Source organism: Cellulophaga omnivescoria, assembly GCF_001999725.1.
Taxonomy (GTDB): Bacteria; Bacteroidota; Bacteroidia; order Flavobacteriales; family Flavobacteriaceae; genus Cellulophaga; species Cellulophaga omnivescoria.
This window is the reverse complement of record NZ_MDDP01000018.1, coordinates 68,926-94,240: the sequence shown is the minus strand read 5'-3', so window position 1 is coordinate 94,240 and position 25,315 is coordinate 68,926. Positions and strand designations below refer to the sequence as shown.

26 protein-coding genes are annotated in these 25,315 nt (G+C 31.8%); 17 read left to right on the top strand and 9 right to left on the bottom strand.

Features of this window, described 5'->3' with window-relative positions; translation table 11 throughout:
* Window position 1: 1 nt before the first annotated feature.
* From BFJ87_RS10180 to BFJ87_RS10170, 3 genes are read left to right on the top strand one after another with little or no spacing between them, the layout of a single operon-like run.
* Complete coding sequence (locus tag BFJ87_RS10180) at window positions 2-805, top strand: phosphatidate cytidylyltransferase (RefSeq protein WP_077403717.1); 804 nt, start codon at window positions 2-4, stop codon at window positions 803-805.
* Window positions 795-1,460, top strand: coding sequence for a phosphatidylserine decarboxylase family protein (locus BFJ87_RS10175; protein WP_077403714.1), 666 nt, complete (start codon window positions 795-797; stop codon window positions 1,458-1,460). Before BFJ87_RS10180 ends, BFJ87_RS10175 begins: the two co-directional genes overlap by 11 nt.
* A complete protein-coding gene (locus BFJ87_RS10170; protein WP_077403711.1) occupies window positions 1,453-1,719 on the top strand; it encodes an acyl-CoA-binding protein in 267 nt (88 codons plus the stop codon). Before BFJ87_RS10175 ends, BFJ87_RS10170 begins: the two co-directional genes overlap by 8 nt.
* Here the strand turns inward: BFJ87_RS10170 and BFJ87_RS10165 are convergent, their stop codons facing one another.
* Window positions 1,720-2,988, bottom strand: a complete 1,269-nt coding sequence (locus tag BFJ87_RS10165; protein ID WP_077403708.1) for a sterol desaturase family protein — start codon at window positions 2,986-2,988, stop codon at window positions 1,720-1,722. It lies immediately after the preceding gene.
* A gap of 116 nt (window positions 2,989-3,104) precedes the next feature.
* Window positions 3,105-5,738: a valine--tRNA ligase gene (locus BFJ87_RS10160; protein ID WP_077403705.1), complete on the bottom strand. Its 2,634-nt coding sequence runs from the start codon at window positions 5,736-5,738 to the stop codon at window positions 3,105-3,107.
* Window positions 5,739-5,932: 194 nt separating this feature from the next.
* Between BFJ87_RS10160 and BFJ87_RS10155 the strand changes: the two genes are divergently transcribed.
* On the top strand, window positions 5,933-6,331 hold the full coding sequence (locus BFJ87_RS10155; protein ID WP_013620163.1) for a DUF1573 domain-containing protein: 399 nt from the start codon (window positions 5,933-5,935) through the stop codon (window positions 6,329-6,331).
* A gap of 49 nt (window positions 6,332-6,380) precedes the next feature.
* On the opposite strand, the gene BFJ87_RS10150 is transcribed toward BFJ87_RS10155, so the two are convergent.
* Window positions 6,381-7,709, bottom strand: coding sequence for an aspartyl protease family protein (locus BFJ87_RS10150; RefSeq protein WP_077403702.1), 1,329 nt, complete (start codon window positions 7,707-7,709; stop codon window positions 6,381-6,383).
* 146 nt (window positions 7,710-7,855) lie between these two features.
* On the opposite strand from BFJ87_RS10150, the gene BFJ87_RS10145 reads away from it, so the two are divergent.
* From BFJ87_RS10145 to BFJ87_RS10105, 9 genes are all read left to right on the top strand, one after another.
* Entirely contained in the window at window positions 7,856-9,046 is a 1,191-nt protein-coding gene (locus BFJ87_RS10145; RefSeq protein ID WP_077403699.1) for a pyridoxal phosphate-dependent aminotransferase, read from the top strand.
* On the top strand, window positions 9,046-10,062 hold the full coding sequence (gene murB / locus BFJ87_RS10140; protein WP_077403697.1) for a UDP-N-acetylmuramate dehydrogenase: 1,017 nt from the start codon (window positions 9,046-9,048) through the stop codon (window positions 10,060-10,062). Before BFJ87_RS10145 ends, murB begins: the two co-directional genes overlap by 1 nt.
* Window positions 10,063-10,268: 206 nt before the next feature.
* On the top strand, window positions 10,269-10,832 hold the full coding sequence (locus BFJ87_RS10135) for an RNA polymerase sigma factor (RefSeq protein WP_077403694.1): 564 nt from the start codon (window positions 10,269-10,271) through the stop codon (window positions 10,830-10,832).
* Window positions 10,829-11,593 carry an anti-sigma factor gene (locus BFJ87_RS10130; RefSeq protein WP_077403691.1) on the top strand — a complete coding sequence of 255 codons (765 nt, stop codon included), beginning with the start codon at window positions 10,829-10,831 and terminating at the stop codon, window positions 11,591-11,593. The genes BFJ87_RS10135 and BFJ87_RS10130 overlap by 4 nt, the downstream gene beginning before the upstream one ends.
* Window positions 11,594-11,649: 56 nt before the next feature.
* Window positions 11,650-11,859, top strand: coding sequence for a hypothetical protein (locus BFJ87_RS10125; protein WP_013620169.1), 210 nt, complete (start codon window positions 11,650-11,652; stop codon window positions 11,857-11,859).
* Between the two features lie 24 nt (window positions 11,860-11,883).
* Window positions 11,884-12,453 carry an RNA polymerase sigma factor gene (locus tag BFJ87_RS10120; RefSeq protein WP_077403688.1) on the top strand — a complete coding sequence of 190 codons (570 nt, stop codon included), beginning with the start codon at window positions 11,884-11,886 and terminating at the stop codon, window positions 12,451-12,453.
* Window positions 12,454-12,510: 57 nt separating this feature from the next.
* Entirely contained in the window at window positions 12,511-13,386 is an 876-nt protein-coding gene (gene lipA / locus BFJ87_RS10115; protein WP_077403685.1) for a lipoyl synthase, read from the top strand.
* A gap of 63 nt (window positions 13,387-13,449) precedes the next feature.
* Window positions 13,450-14,460: a type I glyceraldehyde-3-phosphate dehydrogenase gene (gene gap / locus BFJ87_RS10110; protein ID WP_077403682.1), complete on the top strand. Its 1,011-nt coding sequence runs from the start codon at window positions 13,450-13,452 to the stop codon at window positions 14,458-14,460.
* Window positions 14,457-16,664 (top strand): response regulator, encoded by a 2,208-nt coding sequence (locus BFJ87_RS10105; RefSeq protein ID WP_077403679.1) that lies wholly within the window; start codon window positions 14,457-14,459, stop codon window positions 16,662-16,664. The genes gap and BFJ87_RS10105 overlap by 4 nt, the downstream gene beginning before the upstream one ends.
* Here BFJ87_RS10105 and lpxK read toward each other — a convergent pair.
* Window positions 16,657-17,655 carry a tetraacyldisaccharide 4'-kinase gene (gene lpxK, locus BFJ87_RS10100; protein WP_077403676.1) on the bottom strand — a complete coding sequence of 333 codons (999 nt, stop codon included), beginning with the start codon at window positions 17,653-17,655 and terminating at the stop codon, window positions 16,657-16,659. The genes BFJ87_RS10105 and lpxK overlap by 8 nt on opposite strands.
* A 50-nt stretch (window positions 17,656-17,705) precedes the next feature.
* Here lpxK and BFJ87_RS10095 point away from each other — a divergent pair, with 50 nt between their 5' ends.
* Together BFJ87_RS10095 and BFJ87_RS10090 are read left to right on the top strand one after the other, a co-directional pair.
* A complete protein-coding gene (locus BFJ87_RS10095; RefSeq protein ID WP_077403673.1) occupies window positions 17,706-18,800 on the top strand; it encodes a Nif3-like dinuclear metal center hexameric protein in 1,095 nt (364 codons plus the stop codon).
* Between the two features lie 4 nt (window positions 18,801-18,804).
* A complete protein-coding gene (locus BFJ87_RS10090; protein ID WP_013620176.1) occupies window positions 18,805-19,584 on the top strand; it encodes a zinc ribbon domain-containing protein in 780 nt (259 codons plus the stop codon).
* Between the two features lie 50 nt (window positions 19,585-19,634).
* On the opposite strand, the gene BFJ87_RS10085 is transcribed toward BFJ87_RS10090, so the two are convergent.
* Together BFJ87_RS10085 and BFJ87_RS10080 are read right to left on the bottom strand one after the other, a co-directional pair.
* Entirely contained in the window at window positions 19,635-20,978 is a 1,344-nt protein-coding gene (locus tag BFJ87_RS10085; protein WP_077403670.1) for an FAD-dependent oxidoreductase, read from the bottom strand.
* Window positions 20,979-21,141: 163 nt separating this feature from the next.
* The gene (locus tag BFJ87_RS10080; protein WP_077403667.1) at window positions 21,142-21,690 is read right to left on the bottom strand and encodes a ClpP family protease; all 549 of its coding nucleotides are present in this window, start codon (window positions 21,688-21,690) and stop codon (window positions 21,142-21,144) included.
* Window positions 21,691-21,809: 119 nt separating this feature from the next.
* Here BFJ87_RS10080 and BFJ87_RS10075 point away from each other — a divergent pair, with 119 nt between their 5' ends.
* Window positions 21,810-22,508, top strand: coding sequence for a hypothetical protein (locus BFJ87_RS10075; protein ID WP_077403665.1), 699 nt, complete (start codon window positions 21,810-21,812; stop codon window positions 22,506-22,508).
* On the opposite strand, the gene kynU is transcribed toward BFJ87_RS10075, so the two are convergent.
* On the bottom strand, window positions 22,509-23,783 hold the full coding sequence (kynU, locus tag BFJ87_RS10070) for a kynureninase (protein WP_077403662.1): 1,275 nt from the start codon (window positions 23,781-23,783) through the stop codon (window positions 22,509-22,511).
* A gap of 60 nt (window positions 23,784-23,843) precedes the next feature.
* On the opposite strand from kynU, the gene BFJ87_RS10065 reads away from it, so the two are divergent.
* Window positions 23,844-24,485 carry an O-methyltransferase gene (locus tag BFJ87_RS10065; protein WP_077403659.1) on the top strand — a complete coding sequence of 214 codons (642 nt, stop codon included), beginning with the start codon at window positions 23,844-23,846 and terminating at the stop codon, window positions 24,483-24,485.
* Here the strand turns inward: BFJ87_RS10065 and BFJ87_RS10060 are convergent.
* Window positions 24,463-25,023 (bottom strand): phosphatase PAP2 family protein, encoded by a 561-nt coding sequence (locus tag BFJ87_RS10060; RefSeq protein WP_077403656.1) that lies wholly within the window; start codon window positions 25,021-25,023, stop codon window positions 24,463-24,465. The genes BFJ87_RS10065 and BFJ87_RS10060 overlap by 23 nt on opposite strands.
* A gap of 3 nt (window positions 25,024-25,026) precedes the next feature.
* A complete protein-coding gene (locus BFJ87_RS10055) occupies window positions 25,027-25,308 on the bottom strand; it encodes a Sec-independent protein translocase subunit TatA/TatB (protein WP_034646275.1) in 282 nt (93 codons plus the stop codon).
* Between the last annotated feature and the right edge of the window lie 7 nt (window positions 25,309-25,315).

Here is a 25,315-nt window from a genome sequence, read left to right as displayed (position 1 = left end):
TATGAAAGAAATTTACAAAAGAGCAATAACAGGTATTATATATGTAGTACTTTTATTATCAGCTGTATTCTTAAATTCAGATGCATTCGATTTTTTATTTATGGCTTTTGGTTTGGCTTGTTTATTTGAGTATAAACGCATAGTTAAACTAAAAGGATACTACGTTTTTGTAGCATACCTAGCTCTTTGGTGGGCATACATTTATTTAATACAAAAAGAATGGATAATTAATATATTACTTGTAGCAACTTTAGTTACAGACATTCTTTTACTGTACTTTTTGCTTTCTAAAAAAGAGAAAGTGTTTACTCCTATTGAAAAATTTCTTTGTGGCCTATTATTTTTAGGTGGTGGCTGTATTTTTTTAACAATGATACCTTATAGAGGTGGTGGTTTTGAAAAAATATTGATTATGGGTATTTTTATATTAATCTGGGTAAATGACAGTTTTGCGTATTTAGTTGGCCGTAAACTAGGACGCACCAAACTTTTCCCTTCTGTATCTCCAAAAAAAACTATTGAAGGCGCAGTAGGCGGATTAGTATTTGCTTTAATTGCTGCATATATTATTTCTATCTTTGAAAATAATTTAAGTATTATACAATGGCTTATATTAGCAACCGTAATTGTTGTAACAGGCAATTTAGGAGATTTAATAGAGTCTAAATTTAAAAGAAAAGCTAAAGTAAAAGATAGCGGAGCAATATTACCAGGACACGGAGGAATTTGGGATCGCTTAGACAGTTTAGTCTTTGCTGCACCATTTGCATTTTTAACATTAATTATATTTTCACATGTTTCATAAGGAGGGGCTTAAAATTATTATCATCACCTTTATTTTAGTAGTTGCAGCAATAGTATCTGCAGAGTATTTTGTTACATTAAACTGGTTAAAAATAGGGTTACAAGTTACAGCTCTATTTTTTTTAATTTTGATATTACAATTCTTTAGAAATCCTAAAAGAAAAGTAAAAAGAACCTTTGATGACATTTTAGCTCCCGTAGATGGAAAAGTAGTTGTTATTGAAGACGTAGAAGAGCCAGAATATTTTAAAGGTAAACGCAAGCAAATATCTATATTTATGTCTCCTGTTAACGTACATGTTACAAGGTACGCTGCATCTGGCTCTATTAAGTACTCTAAATACCACCCTGGAAAATATTTAGTTGCATGGCACCCAAAAGCAAGCACAGAAAATGAACGTACTACTGTTGTAATAAACACGCCAAAGTTTGGAGATATTTTATACAGACAAATTGCCGGTGCATTAGCTAAAAGAATTGTTAACTACGCTAAAGTTGGTGATAGCGTACACCAAGGAGAAGATGCTGGATTTATAAAATTTGGATCTAGAGTAGATGTTTACTTACCTTTAGATACTGTTGTTACCGTAAAATTAAACCAAAAGGTGGTTGGAGCAAAAACATGCATTGCTACGTTACCGAGCCAAGATGACTAATGACAAACTACATAAAGAGTTTTTAGAGTCTGTAGAGCACGTTAATAACTATACAGAACCTCTGCCTGCAGATTTATTATTAAAACTGTATGCATACTACCGTATAGCACATAAAAACTTTGATAACCCTGGTAGTAGAACACCTTTAATTAATGCTTTTAAAGCCAATGCATTAATACAAGCCAAAAATTTATCGCCAAAACAAGCTATGAAAAACTACATTAGTTTAGTGCATAAAGAAATTATACTTAAAAAGTAGCTAGGCAACAATTTTAGAGTTAAAAAACTCTTTTTCTAATAACGAAAAATAAACTGTAGCAGTTATTGTTATTAAAAAATAACTTAAAATTACGCTTGTAGCACCTGTAAAATAGGTTTGCATACCAAACCAACCGTTTTGTATTATTAAATAAGCTATACCCAATATACTTCGTACAACTTCTATGGTTAACGCATATTTTTTTCTATCCATTAGAGTGGTATAACCATAAATACCAATAAAAATAAATACGCCGTATAAAAGAGCCGCCCCAAACCCTATGTTTTCAAAATTGTAAAACAAAAAAAGCATAAGTCCTAATGTAGCAAACATCTGAAAAAGAATATATCCTTTAAATAATTTTGAAGCTTTTGTTGTATATCTTTCATAAGAATACACATCTTGTATAATTGCTATTGGATATTTCTCTTTAACATCCTGAGGCCTCCAACCTGTTGGCATAAACCAAATTCTAATTTTATCCCATATGCTTTTAGTATACCAAGCATCTTTTACCAATCTCCAAAAGTGTTGAAAGTTTATATGAACAGGATTCCAAGTAGCTGCAGGTTTTAAAACCCCGTATTGCGGTGGAACATCATCTAACTCTTCTTGAAAAGTACCAAACAAACGATCCCAGAAACTAAAAATCTGACCTAAATTTTTATCTATATATTCCGGATTAATTGCATGATGTACTCTATGCTGAGATGGCGTAACAATTACATACTCTAACCAACCCAACTTACCTATATGCCTTGTATGATACCAAAATTGAGCAAACAAATGCAAGGGTGCTAAAACAGCAATTACTTGTTCTGGAACTCCCAAAAGAGCTGCAGGAAGCAACAATAAAGGTACATAACCAATTAAATTAGAAATTGATTGACGTAATGCACAAGATAAATTAAATTCTTCACTACTGTGATGAATTACATGTTGGTTCCAAAAAATATTAATTTTATGACTCAGTCTATGGTTCCAATAGCCTGCAAAGTCTATAAATAAAAAGCCAATGAGCCAAACACCCCAAGAGTTACCAATATTAAATAGTGCTAAGTGTTTAACTAAAAAAGGATAAGACACAATTAATAGTCCTATTCCTAGAGAATCTTTTATAATATTTGTAAAACCAGAACTTATACTAGATACGGTATCTAGGATATTGTACATTTGTTTTTTTACGAAATATCCGTAAGCTATTTCTAGAGCCATTAAAAGCATAAAAAAAGGAATAGCGTACAAAAGAGCAGTAGTATAGCTAATCATAAATGTCTGGTTTACTCAAATATAGTAAAAAAAAGCAAACTCATTACAACATAATTTTTAACAAAAAAAGCTACTCTAACAAGAGTAGCTTTTGCATATTTATCAACATAAAAAAACTATTGTAAGCCTTTTAAACTCTTTTCTAACGTTTCTATTTTTGCTTCTGCGTCTGCTTGTTTTTTACGCTCTATTTCAATAACCTTTTCTGGCGCATTATTTACAAAACGCTCATTACTTAGTTTCTTTTGTACAGAAATTAAAAAGCCTTTAGTGTATTTAAGCTCTTCTTCAATCTTTTTTATTTCTGCTTCAATATCTATTGCACCAACCATTGGTATAAAATACTCATTAGACTTTACTCTAAAAGATAGTGCCCCATCTACAGCTATATCTGTATAAGAAATTGAAGATACATTGGTAAGTTTAGCAATTACCACATCCAACTCTTTAGATACATTTTCTGCATTTAATACAGACAATTCTAAAGCTTCTTTCATTGGTATGTTTTTCTCTTTTCTTATGGTTCTTACCCCAGACACCACTTCGGCAGCAAAATCAAAATTTAAAATTACAGCTTCATCAACCTTTTGCTGTTTTGGCCATTGTGCCACAACTAATGCCTGTTCTGGTGTACGATCCTCTATATGTTGCCAAACTTCTTCCGTTAGGAAAGGCATAAACGGATGCAATAATTTTAAGTTTTGCTCAAAAACTGAAATTAAAGCATTGTACGTAGTTTTATCTATTGGCTTTTGGTAGGCAGGTTTTACAATTTCTAATAACCAAGAACTATAATCATCCCAAACTAATTTATAAATGGCCATTAGCGCATCAGAAATACGATATTTACTAAAGTGATCTTCAATATCTAAAAGCGTTTTATTAAACTTAGCATTATACCACTCTAATCCTATTTTAGAAGCTTCAGGTTGTGCTATATCTGCCACTTCCCAACCTTTTATTAGCCTAAATCCATTCCAAATTTTATTTGCAAAGTTTTTACCTTGTTGACAAAGAGCTTCATCAAACATTAAATCATTACCTGCAGCAGAACTTAATAAAAGCCCAACTCTTACTCCATCTGCGCCATATTCTTCAATTAACTTTAAAGCATCTGGAGAATTCCCTAATGATTTAGACATTTTACGTCTTTGTTTATCCCTAACCAAACCAGTCAGATAAACGTTTTCAAAAGGTTTTTGATCTTTATACTCATACCCAGCAACTATCATACGAGCTACCCAAAAGAATAAAATATCTGGGCCAGTAACTAAATCGTTTGTTGGGTAGTAGTATTTAATTTCTTCGTTTTCTGGTTCTAAAATACCATTAAAAACGCTCATTGGCCACAACCAAGAAGAAAACCAAGTATCTAATGCATCCTCATCTTGGCGAAGATCATCTGCTTTTAATGTAGCATTACCAGATTTTTGTTGAGCTAATTTTAGCGCATCTTCTTTATTTTCTGCTACAACAAAATCATCTGCGCCATCTCCAAAATAATACGCAGGTATTTGTTGCCCCCACCACAATTGACGAGAAATATTCCAGTCGCGAATATTTTCCATCCAGTGACGATAAGTGTTTTCAAACTTTTTAGGAAATAATTTAACCTCAGCATTACCTCCAAGTACAGCCTCTATAGCTGGCTTAGCCAATTCTTCCATTTTTAAAAACCACTGATCTGACAATCTTGGTTCTATAACAGCTTTTGTACGTTCTGATGTACCAACTTTATTTAAATGTTGTTCTGTTTTTATTAAAAAACCTTTTTCTTCTAACTCTTTAACAATCTCTTTACGTACAACAAACCTGTCTTTACCCTCATAATGCAAGCCAAAACTATTTAAAGTTGCATCTGCATTAAAAATATCTATTACTTCTAAATTATGCTTATCTCCTAAGTTTTTATCATTTACATCATGTGCAGGTGTCACTTTTAAACAACCTGTACCAAACTCAAGATCTACATATTCATCCTCTATAATAGGTATAACTCTATTTACAATAGGCACTATTGCTTTTTTACCTTTTAAATGAGTAAAACGTTCATCATTTGGGTTTATACATATTGCAGTATCTCCAAAAATAGTTTCAGGGCGTGTAGTGGCTATAGTTAACGTATCATCAGATCCTTCAATTTTATAATTGATATAATATAGGTTTCCTTGTTTTTCTATATGAATAACTTCTTCATCAGACAAGGTAGTTTGTGCTTCTGGATCCCAGTTTACCATACGGTAACCACGGTAAATTTTCCCTTTATTATAAAGGTCTACAAAAACTTTTATTACAGATTCAGACATATGGTCATCCATTGTAAAGGAAGTACGATCCCAGTCACAAGAGCAACCTAATTTTTTAAGTTGATCTAAAATAACACCACCATACTCATGTGTCCAATCCCAAGCGTGTTTTAAAAACTCCTCTCTACTTAAATCTGCTTTATTAATTCCTTGTTCTTTTAGCTTAGCAACAACTTTAGCTTCTGTAGCTATAGAAGCGTGGTCTGTACCTGGAACCCAACACGCATTTTTACCTTGCAAACGCGCTCTACGTATTAAAACATCTTGTATTGTATTATTTAACATATGCCCCATATGTAACACACCTGTAACATTTGGCGGTGGTATTACAATGGTATATGGCTCTCTGTCATCTGGAGTAGAATGAAAATATTTATGTTTTAACCAATAGTCATACCACTGGTTTTCAGATTTTTGAGAGTTGTATTTTGATGCAAGTTCCATTCTTTGGTATAGTTTTTGTATTACTCTTAGCGTGAGTATTTAATTTTAACAATAAAGCCTGCAAATTTAAAGAAAAATTAAGGATTTTTACTGTGTTTAAATACGAAACAAAAATAAGTAACGTTATTACATAACAAAAGAATTTTTAAAGGTTAAATAGTAAATAGTATATTTGATCTTAATTTAAACCCAAAATGATGAAAAAGATAGTATTAGTATTATTTGTTGGCCTACTAGCATTTAACCTAAGTGCACAAGACAAAAAGGCTAAAATTGAATTTAAAACTGAAACTGTAGACTACGGAAAAGTTGAACGTGGTGGCAACGGTGTTAGAGTTTTTGAATTTACAAATACTGGAGATGCTCCTTTAATTATTAGCAAGGTAAACTCTAGCTGTGGATGTACTATTCCTAAAAAACCAAAAGAGCCTATTATGCCTGGTAAAACTGGTGTAATTGAAGTAAAATATGACACTAAAAGACCAGCTGGCCCTATTAGAAAAGCAATTACTGTTATATCTAATGCAGAAACGCCAACTAAGGTTTTAAAAATAAAAGGTGAACTTGTAGAAGCTAAATCTGTAGCACAATAATTACAACACACCACAAAAAAATAAAAGCATCCTTTTTAGGGTGCTTTTTTTATTTAAACAAGTTTTTAATACGCAAATTAAAAAGTAATTTTTCTCCCCGACGCTCTACTAAAACCATAACCTTTTTGCCTGGCACATCATCTACCATATGTGTTAATTCTTGTAACTTATATTTATGAGCTTCTTTTTTATTTACCTGCAAAATAACATCTCCTACTTTTAAACCTGCATCTTTTGCCGGACTACCCTCTCTAAGATCAGAGACAACTATTTGCGGTACCAAACTTATAACCACTTCATTATCATAACTAACAGTTACTTTAGACGCAGAACCATTTTTACTTACTCCGCTAAAACCTTTTTGCTGCTTTAGCTTACTTTGTTTAATATAGCGCATCCCTCCGTGTTGTAAAGCCATACCACTAGTTCTAAACCAAAAAGGCTTTTTATAGTTAGAATTTTTTTTGAAAGAAACTTGTTGGTTAGGATAGTCAAAAACCCAATTAAATCGTTTTAAAACTTCTCCTCCAAGACTACCATTACGTTCTCCTTTTTTAGCTAAATACTTTACAGATATGCTATCTGGAAAAGCTGTTTTGGTATTATTTATAGTATAACTTCCTAACTTAAACTGATCTATTTTGGTCCTTTTACCATATATATCTCCACTTAAACCTTTTCCTAAAAAGTCTTCAAAATACTTATGTTGCACAGCAATACCTTTTACTTTATTTTCAAAAAGCCAAACAGCGTCACTACTACCCGTGTCTATTAACAATTTTACAGGTACAGTATTTTGTTTTAATAACGCAGCCGCTTCTATATAGGCTTTTTTACGCTCTAAACTTAGCGGTAAATATTCTATTTTTTTATTTTTAGATTGCTTGTAAGTATTGGGGTTGTAAACTTTAATAAAGGTATTTGTGTAATTAATCTCTACAATATGATTTTTAAAAAAGTCGTACCCTAAAATACCGTGTATAGGAACACCTAATTTTGGAGAAAAATTTAAATCTTTTTCCAAAACAATATAAACTAACTGATTAGTGTTTTTAAACGAATTTAACTCTAATAAGTTTCCTTTAGATTTTAGAGCTCTTATTGGCTCACCTCCACCAAGACCTTTAATCGTAATTTCTGATACGTTTTTAATATCTACTGAATCTTGATTAGAAAAATTAAAAAGTATAGGTTTACTTACACCAGTGTCTAATATAAAAGTAAATTGAGCACCATTGATCTTTGCTGGTAAAACAATGAGGTTGTTAATTAATTTAAACTTAATTTTTTCATACTTTTTACCTTCTGGTAACTCAAAATTTTGAGCTCCTGATAAAAAAGGAAAAAGCAGACAAAAAATTAAAGCTTTTAGTTTCATTGGTACTGATTTTCAGCATATACCCATATAAAATACAAAAAAAAATGTTAACCTACTTAATTTATGATCTTAAATAGATAAAAATTAAACATTATGGTGTTGTTTTCTATGCTTGTATTTCTCATTTTTGCCTAAAATATTTTTTTATGCCATCAATTTCAACAAAAGGGCTAGCAATGCCAGAATCACCAATTCGTAAATTGGTACCTTATGCAGAAAATGCTAAGAAAAGAGGAATAAATGTTATTCACTTAAATATTGGTCAGCCAGATATTAAAACTCCCCAAGTAGCTTTAGATGCAGTAAAAAATAATAAATTAGATGTTATTGCCTATAGCAGAACAGAGGGGTCTGAAACATATAGAGAAAAAATAGCTGCTTATTATAAAAAGCAGCATATAAATGTTACCGCACAAGAAATTATTGTGACAACTGGAGGCTCTGAAGCTTTAGCCTTTGTAATGGGTAGCATTGCTGATGCTGATGATGAAATTATTATACCAGAACCTTTTTATGCAAATTACAACGGCTTTGCTACTGCAGCTGGTGTAAATGTGGTTCCTGTTGTATCTAAAATAGAAGATAATTTTGCACTACCTGCAATAGAAGAGTTTGAAAAATTAATTACTTCAAAAACAAAAGCAATTTTAATTTGTAACCCAGGTAACCCTACAGGATACTTATATAGTAAAGAAGAAATTAAAAAACTAGCTGCAATTGTAAAAAAGCACAATTTGTTTTTAATTGCAGATGAAGTTTACAGAGAGTTTACATACGACGGTAAAGAGCACTACTCTATTTTACAGGAAGAAGGTTTAGAAGAAAATGCCATTATAGTAGATTCTGTTTCTAAAAGATACAGTATGTGTGGAGCTCGCATTGGATGCCTTGTTTCTAAAAACAAAGAACTTGTAAAAACAGCACTTAAATTTGCCCAGGCAAGACTATCTCCGCCAACATATGCACAAATTGCTAGTGAAGCGGCTTTAGACACACCTAATAGCTATTTTACAGATGTTATTGAAGAATATGTAGAACGCAGAAACATACTAATAACAGAGCTAGAGCAAGTAAATGGTGTACGCGTAGCTAAACCACAAGGAGCATTTTATTGTATAGCAGAATTACCTATTAAAGACGCAGATAAATTTGCACAATGGCTACTAGAAGATTTTAATATAGATAACGAAACTGTAATGGTTGCTCCTGCAGCTGGCTTTTACGCAACAAAAGGCTTAGGTAAAAATCAAATTAGAATAGCATACGTTTTAGATAAAGAAAGCCTAAAAAGAGCTGTACATATTATTAAAGAAGCCTTAGCTGTATACCAAGATTAATGACTATTAAAGAAAACATATCATTAAAGGAATACAACACTTTTGGTATAGACGCTAAAGCATCATACTTCTGCAAAGTAACATCTGTAGAAGAACTTAAAAAAGCTGTAGCATTACCAAATTATCCTAACAAATTTATTATTAGTGGTGGTAGCAATATGCTTATTACCACTAATATTAGTGCTTTGGTAATACACATTGCAATAAAAGGTATAAGTATCTTAAAAGAAGACAAAAATAATGTTTGGTTAACTGTTATGGCTGGTGAAAATTGGCATAATCTTGTACTTTGGTCTTTAGACCATAATTATGGCGGACTAGAAAATATGTCTCTCATACCAGGTAACACAGGTACTGCTCCTATACAAAACATTGGCGCATATGGCGTAGAACTAAAAGACTCCTTTGTAAGCTGTAATGCATTACACATAAAAACTGGAGATATACATAGCTTTACTAAAGAAGAATGTAAATTTGGCTACCGAGATTCTTTCTTTAAAAATGAAGGAAAGGGAGAATACATTATTACATCTGTAGTTCTAAAACTAACCAAAAAAGACCATAATTTAAAAATATCTTATGGTGCAATAGAAACTGAACTACAAAAAAATAACATTACAAAACCTACTATAAAAGATGTATCTAATGCAGTTATTTCAATTAGACAAAGTAAGCTACCTAATCCTGCTGAATTAGGTAACAGCGGCAGCTTTTTTAAGAACCCAATAGTAGACAAATTATTTTTTGATAACTTTAGCCAAAATAATCCTGAAGCACCGTTTTATACCTTGCCAAATAATACGTATAAAATACCAGCTGGCTGGCTTATAGAACAATGCGGATTTAAAGGAAAAAGATATGGCGATGCTGGTGTGCACAAAAACCAAGCTTTAGTTTTAGTAAACTATGGCAATGCCACTGGAAATGAAATTCTTGAACTGTCAAAAAAAATACAAGACACTGTTTTTAAGAAGTTTAACATCCACATAGAAGCAGAAGTTAACATCATAAAATAACCCCTGAAACCAAAAAGGAACAGGGGTTATACCAAACCAAACTAACCAAAAATAAGTGGCAGTAACCAGCTGCCTACTTAAGTTGTAAATATTTTAATTATCGCAATCATTTTTGTAATCTTGCGTTTAACTATATACGTTAGCAAATGTATATTTGGATGCCGCAGTGTAAAAAAAATTTACAGAAATAGCGTAACACAACTAGAATGAGTACACTACTTGAAAAACATATTGTAGAATTACTACAAGATAGAGATGAAAAAGCAATATCTTTATTGTACGACCATTATGGTGATACTTTATTTGGTGTAGCCAACAAAGTTGTTAGAGATGAAGATTTAGCACAAGACGTACTACAAGAAAGTTTTGTGAAAATTTGGAAAAAAGCAGACTCTTATGACTCTTCTAAGGCTAAACTATTTACGTGGTTATTTAGAATTACCCGTAATACAGCTATAGACAAACTTAGAAGTGTAAACACAAAATCAGATAAGGAAATCCAAATAGACGTTTCAGACGTATATAATTTAGGTACAGAGAGCACTAGACCAGAACTAATGGATGTTAAGGATAACTTACATAAGTTAGAACCCAAATATAAAATAGTACTGGAAGCCTTATTTTTTGAAGGGATGACCCAACAAGAGGCTAGTGAAGAATTAGATATTCCTTTAGGAACTATAAAGTCCAGACTAAAAATTGGACTAAGAGAATTAAAGAAAATATACGGTTCTACCGCATTAACAATTTTTATATCATTTTTGTTATGACAGATAAAATAAAAAAATTCTTAGAATCAGATCTTCTAGAAAAGTATCTTTTAGATGCTACTACTACAGAAGAAACGCTTAGGGTAGAGCGCTACATAGCTATGTACCCAGAGGTAAGCAAAACGTACAATGAGTTGCAAGAAAATTTAGAAATTTTTGCAAAACTTCATGCTATTGATGCACCAGATGGTTTAAAAAATAAAATTTTAGACCGTGTAAAAGCAGAGAAAAAATCACACAGTAAATTTTACAGATACATTGCTATTGCTTGTTCTTTAGCTTTTGTTTTTGCAGCTGCTTCTTTCTTCTTCTGGAACCAAAACAAATCCTTACAAGAAGAAAACACTATTGTTAACAATAAAATGAAGACTATTGAAAACAATATGAAGCAACAATTAGAGGATGTTAGAAACCAATTTATTGTACTTAATAACCCTAAAACAAAAAGGTACAATGTAAAAGGTAATACAAAAGCTAAAGAATTAAAAGCTGTTGCTTACATTAACCCTGTTAAAAAATTATCATACATAAATGTAAAAAATATACCCAATTTACCAGAAGACCAATGTTTACAAATGTGGGCAGAGGTAGATGGCAAAATGATTAACATTGGTGTAATAAAAGACATTACTGATAAAGATAAATTACTAGCATTACCTTACGGAGAAAATGCAATGGGTTATATTACAATAGAACCTAAAGGTGGTAACAAAACACCAACAGTAGAAAATATTGTAGCTAATATATCATACGCAAACTAACGTTAAAGTGTATACATATAAAAGCTATAATTAGTATCTTTGCCTAAAATTTAATTATGAAACTAGTTTTATTAACCATAGGCCTTTTAAGTCTTGGTTTTGCAGGAATTGCAATTAAAATTTGGGCAAAGAAAGATGGCAAATTTGCAGGGACGTGTGCTAGCCAAAGTCCTTTTTTAAATAAAGACGGACAAGCTTGCGGTATGTGCGGCAAACTACCTGCGGAGCAAGATTGCAAAATGGAGGCATCAACAGAAATACAATAGGCAAATGAAAATTTGCCTTTTTTTATGAAATTATCTGAAGAAGAACTTAACGCAAATTTAACTAAAGCTAAAGCAGGTAACCAAATTGCTTTTAGCAACCTTTTAGACACCTTTTGGAATGATGTTTATGGATTTTTACTTGTAAGAACTGAAAACGAAAACGACGCAGAAGACCTAACAATACAAACTTTCTCTAAAGCTTTTGATAAAATAAATACCTATGATGGTAACTACAAGTTTAAAACTTGGTTAATTACTATTGGTAAAAATTTACACGTAGATTTATTTAGAAAAAGAAAGCGTAGCGTACTTGAAAATATGAATTATGGCAATGACGATGTTATAAAAGTATTAGATGACGCACCTACCATAGAAGACCAATTAATAATAGAACAAAATTTAGCCAATTTACTACAAGACATAAAAAAGCTAAAACCTGCTTACCAAAGAATTATAAATTTACGCTACTTTAATGAACTTAGCTACTCAGATATTGCCACAGAGCTTAATGAACCTATAAATAGTGTAAAAGTAAAATTACTACGCGCAAAAAAACTACTTGCTCAAATTATAACAGCAAAACCAAAATCTTGACCTCTACTCTATTATAACTAACGCTATTTTGTTTGTATATTTGTACAAAATATTTTTATGAGTATTAACACTGTAGATAACGTAAAACCGCCTAAGGGAAAACCAAAATGGTTACGAGTAAAACTACCTACTGGTAAAAAGTACACACAGTTAAGAGGTTTAGTAGACAAATACAGCCTTAACACTATATGTACATCAGGTAGTTGTCCTAATATGGGAGAATGTTGGGGAGAAGGTACAGCTACATTTATGATTCTTGGTAACGTATGTACAAGATCATGTGGTTTTTGCGGTGTAAAAACAGGAAGACCGGAAGATGTAGATTGGGAAGAACCAGAAAAAGTAGCACGTTCTATTAAAATAATGAGTATTAAACATGCTGTTATTACATCTGTAGATAGGGACGATTTAAAAGATATGGGCTCTATTATATGGGCAGAAACCGTTAAGGCCATACGCAGAATGAACCCAGAAACAACTCTAGAAACTCTTATTCCAGATTTTCAAGGAATGGGTACTCACCTAGATCGTATTATAGAAGTTAGTCCAGAAGTAGTTTCTCACAATATGGAAACCGTTAAAAGATTAACAAGGGAAGTACGTATACAAGCTAAATACGAGAGAAGTTTAGATGTTTTACGTTACCTAAAAGATAATGGTGCCAGAAGAACTAAGTCTGGTATTATGCTAGGATTAGGAGAACAAGAAGACGAAGTTATTAAGGTTATGGAAGACCTTAGAGCTGCAAACGTAGATGTTGTAACCATTGGCCAATACCTACAACCTTCTAAAAAGCACCTTCCTGTAAAAGAATTTATTTTACCAGAGCAGTTTAAAAAGTATGAAGAACTAGGACTAGAAATGGGTTTTAGACACGTAGAAAGTGGCGCACTGGTTCGCTCATCATACAAAGCACACAAACATATTAATTAATTTTAGCCTACATACAATTGGCTAAAACTGCTTTTTATTAAGCATTATTTTTTCGTATTTAAAATGAAAAAAATAAACATTGGTATTAACGGTTTCGGCAGAATTGGCCGTACCTTATATAGGTTATTAAACCAATACCCAAATTTAAATGTTGTAGCTATTAATGATTTGGCAGACGCTAAAACATTAGCTCACTTGTTAAAGTATGATAGTGTACACGGTATTTTTAATGAAAATATATCTAATACAGAAAATACTATTGTAGTAAACGGTAACACTATAAATATAACAAATGCTAGCACGCCTAAAGATATTCCTTGGCACAACAGCAATGTAGACTTGGTAATAGAGTCTTCAGGTAAATTTAAAACCAAAGAGGATTTAAGTTATCATTTAAAAAACGGAGCCAAAAAAGTAATTTTATCTGTTCCACCAACAGATAATGCTATAAAAATGATAGTTTACGGCATAAATCATACAGACATAACTGCAGAAGACCACATTATCTCTAATGCATCATGCACAACAAATAATGCGGCTCCTATGGTAAAGGTTATTAATGACCTTTGTGGTATAGAGCAAGCGTATATTACAACCATACACTCTTACACCACAGACCAGAGCCTGCATGACCAACCTCATAGAGATTTACGTAGAGCAAGAGCTGCAGGGCAATCTATAATACCAACTACAACTGGTGCTGCCAGAGCTTTAACTAAAATATTTCCAGAGTTAGCAGAAGTAATAGGTGGTTGTGGCATTAGAGTACCGGTGCCAAATGGCTCATTAACAGATATTACCTTTAATGTAAAAAAAGAAACCTCAATACAAGAAATAAATAATGCATTTAAGTGCCACGCAGACAACAACTTAAAAAAAATACTGCATTATACCGAAGATCCTATTGTTTCTATTGATGTAAACAATAGTTCTTATTCTTGTACGTTTGATTCTCAGATGACTTCTGTTATTGGTAAAATGGTAAAGGTTATTGGTTGGTATGATAATGAGTCTGGATACAGTAGTAGAATTATTGACCTCATAAATTTGTTGGTTCAAAAAAAATATATTTGAAAAGAATAAAACATAATCTAATTTTTAAAACAGTACTTACTGCTATTTTTAGTTGCTTACTGTTTTCTTGTGCAATTGCTCAAGAATCTCCAACTGCGTTTAAAGATTTAGATTATTACTTTTCTGTTGCCCGAAAAAATAAAAATCAAAACAACATTAAAGCTGCATTAGAGGCCATACAAAAAGCTGCAGATTATGCAGAAAAAAAAGAAGATGAAAAAGGGCTTATAGATTGTTTTCATAAATATGCTTTTCTATATCTAGAACTTGATAATGTACCAAGATCTAAGTTTTATTGGGACAGAACTAGAGTTTTATTAAAAAACATTGCATACCCATACGGCTCTAGTGAAAGCAAATATCTAGAGGCTATTTACTTATACTTAGATAAAAATAATTTTCAGGCAGAAGAAAAATTATCGGAAGCAAAGCAACTAAGTAATGATCGTAATTTACTTAACCGTATGGTTTTAACGCAAGCTAACATCAACTTTCAAAAAACAAACTTTTTAAAAGCATCTAGATTTTATAATGCACTTGTTGTAAATTCTGATATTTACGAAAAAGATTATTTTACAATACAAGGATATTTAGGATTAGCAAAAATTAATTCTTTTGACAACCCTGAAGATTGCATAAAATTTGGTTTAGAAGCATTACCAATCGCCAAAAAGAATGGTTTTATAAATGAAATGCTAGAAATTAACACTCTAGTTGGCAAAGCTTATGAAGATATTAAAGACTACAACACAGCTTTAATTTTTAATAAAAATTTAATTCATTTAAAAGATTCTCTTTACAGTTTAACCACAAGTAAAGCTCATGAAAGAACTGCTAATGATATACATATTGAAGGTTTAGAACAAGACGTAAAAACCTTACTAGAAAAAAATCTAGAACAAGAAGCATCTATAAACAGGTCTGAGAGCACAAATATTGTTGCTTTTGCCATTTTAGCTATCATTTCTTTATTAGCCATTTCTCTATACAGAAACAATCAAATTAAAATTAAAACAAATAACTTATTACAGCAAACAAATAAAGAGTTAGAAATTGCTAAAGATGAAGCGGTTAAAGCTATGGAAGCTAAAACTAATTTTTTATCAACTGTTAGTCATGAGTTACGTACACCATTATATGCAGTTACGGGTTTAACAAATTTACTCCTAGAAGAAAACCCTACAGAAAGCCAAAAAGAACATTTAAAATCATTAAAATTTTCTGGAGACTACCTTTTAAATTTTATAAATGATATACTACAGGTTAACAAAATTGATGCTCAAAAATTAGAAACTTTACAAATTGAGTTTAGCCTAAGAAAAACTATAAAAGATGTTATAGATTCTCTACAGCAAAGTGCAAAATCTAACAACACAAAACTTAATTTAGTTATAGATAAAAAAATATCTAGAGCCCATTTAGGAGACCCAATAAAAATATCACAAATACTAATAAATTTAATTGGTAACGCAATTAAATTTACCAAAAACGGAGAGGTTACCGTTACCATTAATGAGCTTAAAAAAGTTGAAGATATTTGTACTATTTATTTTGAAGTAAAGGATACAGGAATAGGAATATCTAATGAATTACAAGAAAATATTTTTGATAGTTTTGAGCAAGGATCTATACAAATTAATAGAGAATACGGCGGTACAGGTCTTGGATTAACCATTGTAAAAAACCTACTAAGCTTATTTGGAAGCACAATACATTTAGAAAGTACAAAAGGAATTGGATCTATATTTAGTTTTGAAATAGAGCTTGTTTGTAAAGACAAGGGTGTAAATAGTACTGAAGAAGAATATATACCACAAGAATTTATTTTTGAAGGACTTAAACTACTTATTGTAGAAGACAACAAAATAAACCAAGTAATAACCAAAAAAATGCTTTCTAAAAAAGGTATGTCTAGTGATATTGCTAATAACGGTACCGAAGCCATAGAGCTTGCACAGAACAATACTTATGATGCTATTTTAATGGATATTCATATGCCAGGTATAAGTGGTGTAGAGGCTACTATTGAGATAAGAAAGTTTGATAGTGAAATTCCTATAATTGCACTTACTGCAATTTCTTTAGATGATAGTGTAGAGAATTTTTATGCTGCGGGTTGTGATGACATTGTTACAAAACCTTTTAAACCAGACTATTTTTACCAAAAAATTGGGGAAAATATTTTTAATAAAAAAATTACATAATAGTATTTTTTATACTTCTCAATAAAGTTGCTTTGCCGTCTTGCAATAATTTATGTTGCACTTCTATATAACATAAATTACTTAACTTACCTTGTAACCTAACAAAATCCTTTTCTGTAGTTAACACAAAATATTTACTTGCAAAATTTTCTATTTCTGCATCTGTAAAAAAATGATGATCATTGTAAGCAAGGTGCTCAAAATCTACCCCTTGTGAATTTAAAAAATCTACTAAAGGTATTGGATTTGCAATACCAGTTACTAAGGTTATTTTTTTTCCTTTAAAATTATCTAAAGTCAATTGCTTTTTGTTGCCCTTAAGTATAGTCGAATAACTTAAGCTAGCAAACAACAATTGCTGGTGTTTTTTGGGTTGCAATTTTAGCGCTATCTCTTCCTGTTCGTTTATAGTAATAGTATTTGGACATTTTGTTACTATAATAATATTTGCACGTTTGGCCTCAGTTTTAGCATCTCGCAAATTACCTGTTGGCAAATACCAATCATCAGCATACAAACTACCGTATGCAGTGAGTAGTATAGAAAATGTTGGCTTTACCTTTCTATGCTGGTAGGCATCATCTAGCAAAATAAGATCTGGTTTTATATCTTTCTCTAAGGTAGCAATACCATTTCTACGGTCACCATCCACAACCATTGTTGCTACTGGATATTTTTTATATATCTGATAAGGCTCATCACCCAAATCCTCTACGGTAGTTGAAGAATTTGCGACTAACAAACCTTTAGATTTGCGCCCATATCCCCTACTTAAAACAGCTAGTTTGTATTGGTTTTGCAAATTGCGTAATAAAAATTCTATCATAGGTGTTTTTCCGGTACCACCAGCACTTAAATTACCAACACAAATAGTTGGTGTTTTAAACGTTTTAGATGAAAAAAATCCAACGTTAAACAGGTAGTTACGCAAATAAACCACTAAAGCATAGAGTAAGGAAAAAGGAAACGCTAATTTTCTGAGTAGTTGCATAAGAACGAAAGTAAATATTTTATCTTTGAAATTTATAAAAGCAATCAAAAATGACTGTAAAAGATATTACAAACATTATTGAAGATTTTGCGCCGCTAAATTACGCAGAAGATTTTGATAATGTAGGCCTATTAATTGGCAATACCAGTACAAAAGTTACTGGCGTATTGGTTACTTTAGATACCTTAGAAAATGTTGTGGATGAGGCAATTGCTAAAAATTGTAATTTAATAGTAAGTTTTCATCCTATTATTTTTTCAGGTTTAAAAAAAATTACGGGTGCTAATTACGTAGAGCGTGTGGTTTTAAAAGCAATAAAAAATGATATTGCAATTTATAGTATGCACACGGCCTTAGACAATAGTAACAGAGGTGTAAATGCAAAAATTTGTGAAGTACTAGGACTTACCAATACCAAGATATTAATACCACAAAAAGGAACTATAAAAAAGTTAACAACTTACGCTCCTAAAAACGAAGTTAACAAAATAAAAGAAGCGTTATTTATTGCCGGAGCAGGCAATATTGGCAATTATAGCAACTGTAGTTTTACCACCATAGGTATAGGCAGTTTTAAACCCAACCAAAATGCCAACCCAACAATTGGCCAAATTGGCAAAACAGAAACTACTGAAGAGGTTCAAATTAATGTAACTTTTGAGAAAGCTAAACAAAAACAAATTTTACAAGCTTTACTAAAAAACCACTCTTATGAAGAGGTTGCTTATGAAATAACCACTCTAGAAAACACAAACCAAAATATAGGTATGGGAATGGTTGGCGAGCTAGAAAATGCTTTAAATGAAGTAGATTTTCTAAAAGATCTTAAAAATAAGATGAATGTAGCCTGTATTAGACACTCTAATTTATTAAATAAAAAAATAAAAAAGGTAGCTGTATTAGGCGGAAGTGGTTCTTTTGCAATAGCTGCCGCAAAGGCTGTAAATGCTGATATTTTTATTACTGCTGACCTAAAATACCATCAATTTTATGAGGCAGAAAACAAAATATTACTAGCAGATATAGGACACTTTGAAACAGAGCAGTTTACAAAAAATCTTTTAGTAGAGATACTTACAAAAAAAATTCCTAATTTTGCAATCTCTTTATCGGAGAGTATTACAAATCCTATCAAGTATTTTTAAAAATATGGCAAAAAAGAAAGAAGCAACGGTAGAAGAAAAATTGAGAGCATTATATGACTTGCAATTAATTGATTCTAGAGTCGATGAGATAAGAAACGTTAGGGGTGAACTCCCGTTAGAAGTAGAAGATTTGGAAGATGAAGTTTTAGGACTTAAAACTAGATTGGACAAACTAAAAACTGATGTAGAAACAGTTAATTATGAAATAACAGCTAAGAAAAATTTAATTGAGGAATCTAAAGGCTTAATTAAAAAATATGCTGAGCAACAAAAGAATGTAAGAAACAGTCGTGAGTTTAACTCTTTATCTAAAGAAGTTGAGTTTCAAGAATTAGAAATTCAATTGGCTGAAAAAAACATTAAAGAATTTAAGGCGCAAATAGAGCAAAAGAAGCAAGTTATTGCTGATACTAAAGAGCGTTTAGCTGCAAAAGAGTCTCACTTAAAACATAAAAAAGGTGAATTAAGCGAAATTCTAGCGGAAACTGAAAAGGAAGAAAAAGCGTTACTTAAAAAATCTGAAGATTTTCAAAATCAGATTGAAGAGCGTTTGGTAAAGGCGTACACAAGAATTAGAACCAATGTTAAAAATGGTTTAGCTGTTGTACCTATTGAAAGAGGTGCTTCTGGTGGTTCTTTCTTTACAATACCGCCACAGGTACAAGTAGAGATTGCTGCGCGTAAAAAAATTATTACTGATGAGCACAGTGGTAGAATTTTAGTAGACCCTGTATTAGCAGAAGAAGAAAATGAAAGAATGCAAAAAATGTTTTCTAAATTATAGAAATAACATTTTATGATTATAAAAAAGACCGCTAATTAGCGGTCTTTTTTTTATTTAAGCAATTCTATTATTTTATTGGTAACTTCATCACTATCCCATTTTTCTTCTATATTAGGTAGTTGCATAATTTTTTTCATTATAGCTTCTTGTGCATCTCCCAATGCCAAAGCTTCTGCGTAAGGCCTATTACTAAACGTAACTCTAGAATACACAGGCAACCATTTCTCTGGGTGTTCTGCAGCAAATTTTTTCTCAATCTTTTTTTGTAGTAAAAACATTGGATCAGCAGTTTTACTGCTCATTTCTACAAAGTTTCTGTAACTAAGTTCTGCAATTGCATCTGCATTTGGTTTGCGTTCTTTTTCATACTCCTCAAAAGCAAGTGTCCAATTATCTGGATATTTTTTAAGCATATTAACAAGTACAAATATATCTTCAAAACCAGCATTCATTCCTTGTCCGTAAAAAGGTACTATGGCGTGGGCAGAGTCGCCCACAAGTGCTGCTTTATCCCAATAGGTCCAAGGAAAACATTTCATTGTTACCATAGCACTTGTTGGGTTTTTAAAAAAATCTCCAATAAGGTTATCTAAATCTGGCATAACATTAGGAAAATGCTCAGAAAAGAAGTTTTTAGCCTCTTCCTTATTGGTTATACTTTCAAAAGATATATCACCCTCAAAAGGCATAAAAAGTGTACAGGTAAAGCTCCCATCTATATTAGGCATTGCAATAAGCATAAATTTACCACGCGGCCATATATGAAAAGAGTGTTTGTCTAGTTTGTGCGTACCATCTTCATTAGGCAAAATAGACAGTTCTTTGTATCCTACTTTTATAAATTCCTGAGAATAATCAAACCTACTACGTCTTTGCATTTTATGTCTCACACGAGAAAAAGCACCATCACAACCAAAAACACAATCAAACTTATACTCTTCCCAAACTCCTTTTTCTGTTTCTCCTGTATAAATTTTTGCTTCAGGCAAATCTACATCCCAAACTTTTTCAGAAAAACGAAACTCTGTCCCTTCGGCTTCTGCCAAATCTATCATTTTTCGGTTTAAAAGTCCTCTAGATGTAGACCAAATAGCTTCATCCTCCTTGCCATATTTCTGGTAATACAAAGGTACATTATGCACATGCATTGCACGTTGATAAAGTGGTATGGCAATTTTTTTTATTTCTTCTTGCAAACCTACTTGCTGTAAGGCATTCCAACCTCTATTGCTCATTGCAAGATTAATAGATCTTCCTGAAAATTCTACCGTACGTATATCTGGCCTTCTGTCAAAAACAGTAACCTTATGTCCTTCTTTTCTTAAATAAATAGCTAATAAAGAACCAACTAATCCGGAGCCAACTATGGCAATGTCTTTTGGAGATTGTGACATATTTTTTGTTATAAAGAGATGATAACGAATGTTAAAATTATGCAAACAAGCATCTAAACAACTTAGCTTGTACGTATATCTAACACATCCGCTTTAAGCGTCTACATATAAAAAAGTCCTTCACAATTATATTTTTATGAAGGACTTTTTACTTTAGTGAACTTTATTCTATAATTCCGTCTACAATTCCGTAAGCTACAGATTCTTCTGCATTCATCCAGTAATCTCTGTCAAAATCTTTCATAACCTTATCAAAGTCTTGACCACAATTATCTGCTAAGATTTTTGCACTTAACTCTCTTGTTTTAATAATTTCTTTTGCTTGTATTTCTATGTTAGAAGCTTGGCCACCTGCTCCACCGCTAGGTTGGTGAATCATTACCTGTGCGTGTGGCTGAATAAAACGTCTTCCTTTAGCACCAACAGATAATAATATAGATCCCATAGATGCTGCTAAACCAGTACAAACAGTAGAAACAGGACTTTTTAAAGACTTAATTGTGTCATAAATAGCAAAACCAGATGTTACGTAACCTCCTGGGCTATTTATAACCAACTGTATTTCTTCATTACCCTGTAAATCTAAATACAATAAACGATCTATAACGTGTTTTGCAGAGTCATCATTAACCATTCCCCACAAAAACACTTTTCTTTCATTCAACAATTTTTCATCAATTGCTTCTTGAACTTTACCTTTTTTTGAACTCATTGCCTAATTTCTTATTTACATCAAAAATAATCAATTTATTTATAAAGTACGTTGCTAGCTTTCATCAATCTAAAAAACATAGTACAAAACATAGTATCTTTGTTAAAAAAATAAATCTTATGCGTAAAATATTCACTTTTATACTAGCCACAACTCTTTTTATTTCTTGTAAGGAAACAAAAAAAGATACTGTTATTACACCTAAAGAAACTTTAGAACCTGTAAAAAAAGAGCTTACGATTTTAGATTCTGTTGCTAATGCACACGGATTTAAAAATTGGAGAAATATTGTACAAATACAGTTTACTTTTAATGTAGACCGTGGAGAAAATCATTTTGATAGAACCTGGAACTGGCGAACAAAAACTAATGACATTTTAGCAATGTCTGCTACTGATACTATTGCTTACAATAGAGCCTCTATGGATTCTATAGCAAAAAAAACTAATGCAGGTTTTATTAATGATAAATTTTGGCTATTGGCCCCTTTTAACCTTGTTTGGGATAAAAACAATATTACATATAGTACAGCTAAAAACACAGAAGCGCCTATTAGTAAAAAACCAATGAAAAAACTAACTATTGTTTATGGCAATGAAGGTGGTTATACACCTGGTGATGCTTATGATTTTTATTTTGAAGAAGATTATTTAATTAAAGAATGGGTGTACAGAAAAGCAAACGCAGCAGAGCCATCTATGAGTACAACTTGGGATAATTACACAGAACAAAACGGATTAAAAATTGCCTTAGACCATAAGAATGCCGAAGGCAATTTTAAATTATATTTTACAGATGTAAAAAGTATTAGCAAGTAATTATTTACCTTGTAAAATACCTTCTTTTAAAATTTGTCCAAAACGGTACATATCTTCAAAAGAACAATAAAAAGGAGCCGGAGCTAAGCGTATTACGTTTGGCTCTCTCCAATCTGTTATTACTCCGTTTTTCATCAAATAATTAAACAACTCTTTTCCTTGCCCGTGTAACAACACAGACAATTGTGTTCCTCTTTCTTTTGGTGTTATAATCTCAAAAGTAGCTTCATCTACCTCTTTATCTATTTCTTGTAGTACAAACTCTAAATAGCTTACTATTACATCTCTTTTTTTAATTAAAGCTGGCATACCTACTTCTTCAAACATTTCTAAAGATGCTAAATAAGGTGCCATTGCTAAAACAGGTGGGTTACTAACCTGCCAAGAGTCTGCCGTGTGGCTAGACTCAAATTCTGGTTTCATTAAAAATCGCGTTTCTTTTTTAGATCCCCACCAACCTTCTAGCCTAGGAATTGTATCATCTGCCAAATGTTTTTCATTAACATAAATACCAGATGCATTACCCGGACCACTATTTATATATTTATAACTACACCATGATGCAAAATCTACATTCCAGGCATTTAAATTTAACTCAATATTACCAGCTGCATGGGCTAAATCCCAGCCTACAAAAGCACCTGTATCTTGGCCAGCTTTAGTAATAGTTTCCATATCAAAAACCTGACCGTTATAGTAATTTACACCTCCAATTAACACTAATGCCAACTCATCTCCTACTTCATTAATTTTTGCAATTACGTCTTCTGTACGCCAAAAATGTTCTCCTTCTCGTTTTTTAACCTCAACAATTGCATCTGTTGGGTTATAACCGTGAAATTTAACCTGACTAGTTAACATATATTGGTCTGACGGAAATGCTTTTTCTTCACAAATAATTTTAAATCTCTTAGCGTTAGGTCTGTAAAAAGAAGCCATTAAAAAATGAAGATTTACAGTTAATGTATTCATTACACAAACTTCTTTAGTTTTTGCTCCTAACAATGTAGCCATTGGCGCTGCTAAACGCTCATGATAATCCCACCATGATTTTTCTGCATAAAAATGCCCTTCTACTCCAAGTTGTGCCCAATCTTGCATTACATCATCAACAAATTTTTGTGCTGTTTTTGGCTGTAACCCAAGAGAATTTCCTGTAAAATATATAGCATCTTTACCATTAATTTTAGGGAAATAAAATTGATCTCTATATTCTTTTAAAGCGTCATTAGCATCTAATTCTTTGGCAAACTCTAAAGTATTTTTAAACTGCATCTATTTAATTTTTATTCAAAAATAAGAAATCAAAATAACTATTTTTGCAAAAACTTTTTTATGCATTTTTTATCATCATTATTAGAAAACTACATTGCTAACAACTCTGAAAATGAACCTACAATTTTAACAGAGCTTACTAGAGAAACTCATTTAAAAGTTATACAGCCAAGAATGTTAACTGGACATTTCCAGGGACGAGTGCTTAGTATGCTATCTAAAATAATTTCTCCAGAAAATATTTTAGAAATTGGCACTTACACAGGATATTCTGCCATTTGTTTAGCGGAGGGCTTGCGTAAAAATGGAAAATTACACACTATAGATATTAATGAGGAACTAAGCCATATACAACAAAAGTATTTTGAAAAAAGTGGTTTTTCAGGTAAGATTGATGCACACGTTGGCGATGCCTTAGATATTATTCCAACGTTAGACGTTACTTTTGATTTGGTTTTTATTGATGCTGAAAAAAAAAGCTATCCTAAGTATTTTGAAGCTGCACTAGCCAAAACAAGACCTGGTGGTATTATTTTGTCTGACAATGTATTGTGGTCTGGTAAGGTAGTAGAACCACTAAATCCAAAAGATGTAACTACAAAAATATTATTAGATTATAACCAAAGTTTAAAAGCAGACCCTAGAGTAGAGACTGTTTTATTGCCTATTAGAGACGGACTTACGTTAAGTAGGGTTTTGTAACCTTTTTACTTAATTTATAAAGCAAATAAGCAGAAACTGTACCTACTAACGCACCTACAGCAATATCTAAAGGATAATGTACACCAACATATATTCTGCTCATACAAAACAACAAAGGCCATATATAAGCCAAATAAATCCATTTATAGTTGTTTCTTAATACTAAAACTACAATTGTTGTTAGTGAAAATGAAGATGAAGCGTGACCAGAGAAAAAACTAAAGCCATGGGCTTTGGTTACAACACGTATTAAATTGCTTAATGTAGTATCACTACTTGGCCTTAACCTACCTACAAAATCTTTAGTTAAATTGGTGAGCAATAATACAAACAAAAAAACTAAAACAACGGTAACAAAATCTACCAAAGCTTGTTTTTTTGGTCGTTTGTAAAAAATTAAAATAAAGAATAGTAAATAAAGTGGAATCCAGCTATTAATATTGGTTACAAAAGACCAAAAAGAATCATACTCCTCTATACCAAGATTGTTTAAGTAAATAAAGATATCCCTATCCCATTGCAATAGTTTATCTAACATAAATTACTTTCTCTTAATAACACCAGCAATATCTTCTACATCATCTTTTACCTTTGTAACACCATCTTTAATGTCTTTAGTAAAACTTGTATCTATACCTTGCTTTTCTGCGCTTTTAGTAATTTCTTGTTTAATATCTTCGGTAGCATCTTTAAGCTGACGCATACCTTTGCCCAAGCCCTTTGCAATGTCAGGAACTTTATCTGCGCCAAAGACCATCACTACAATAAACATAATGAAGAAAATTTCGCCTCCGCTAATAAATAAGATAAACGTTGAATACATACTACAA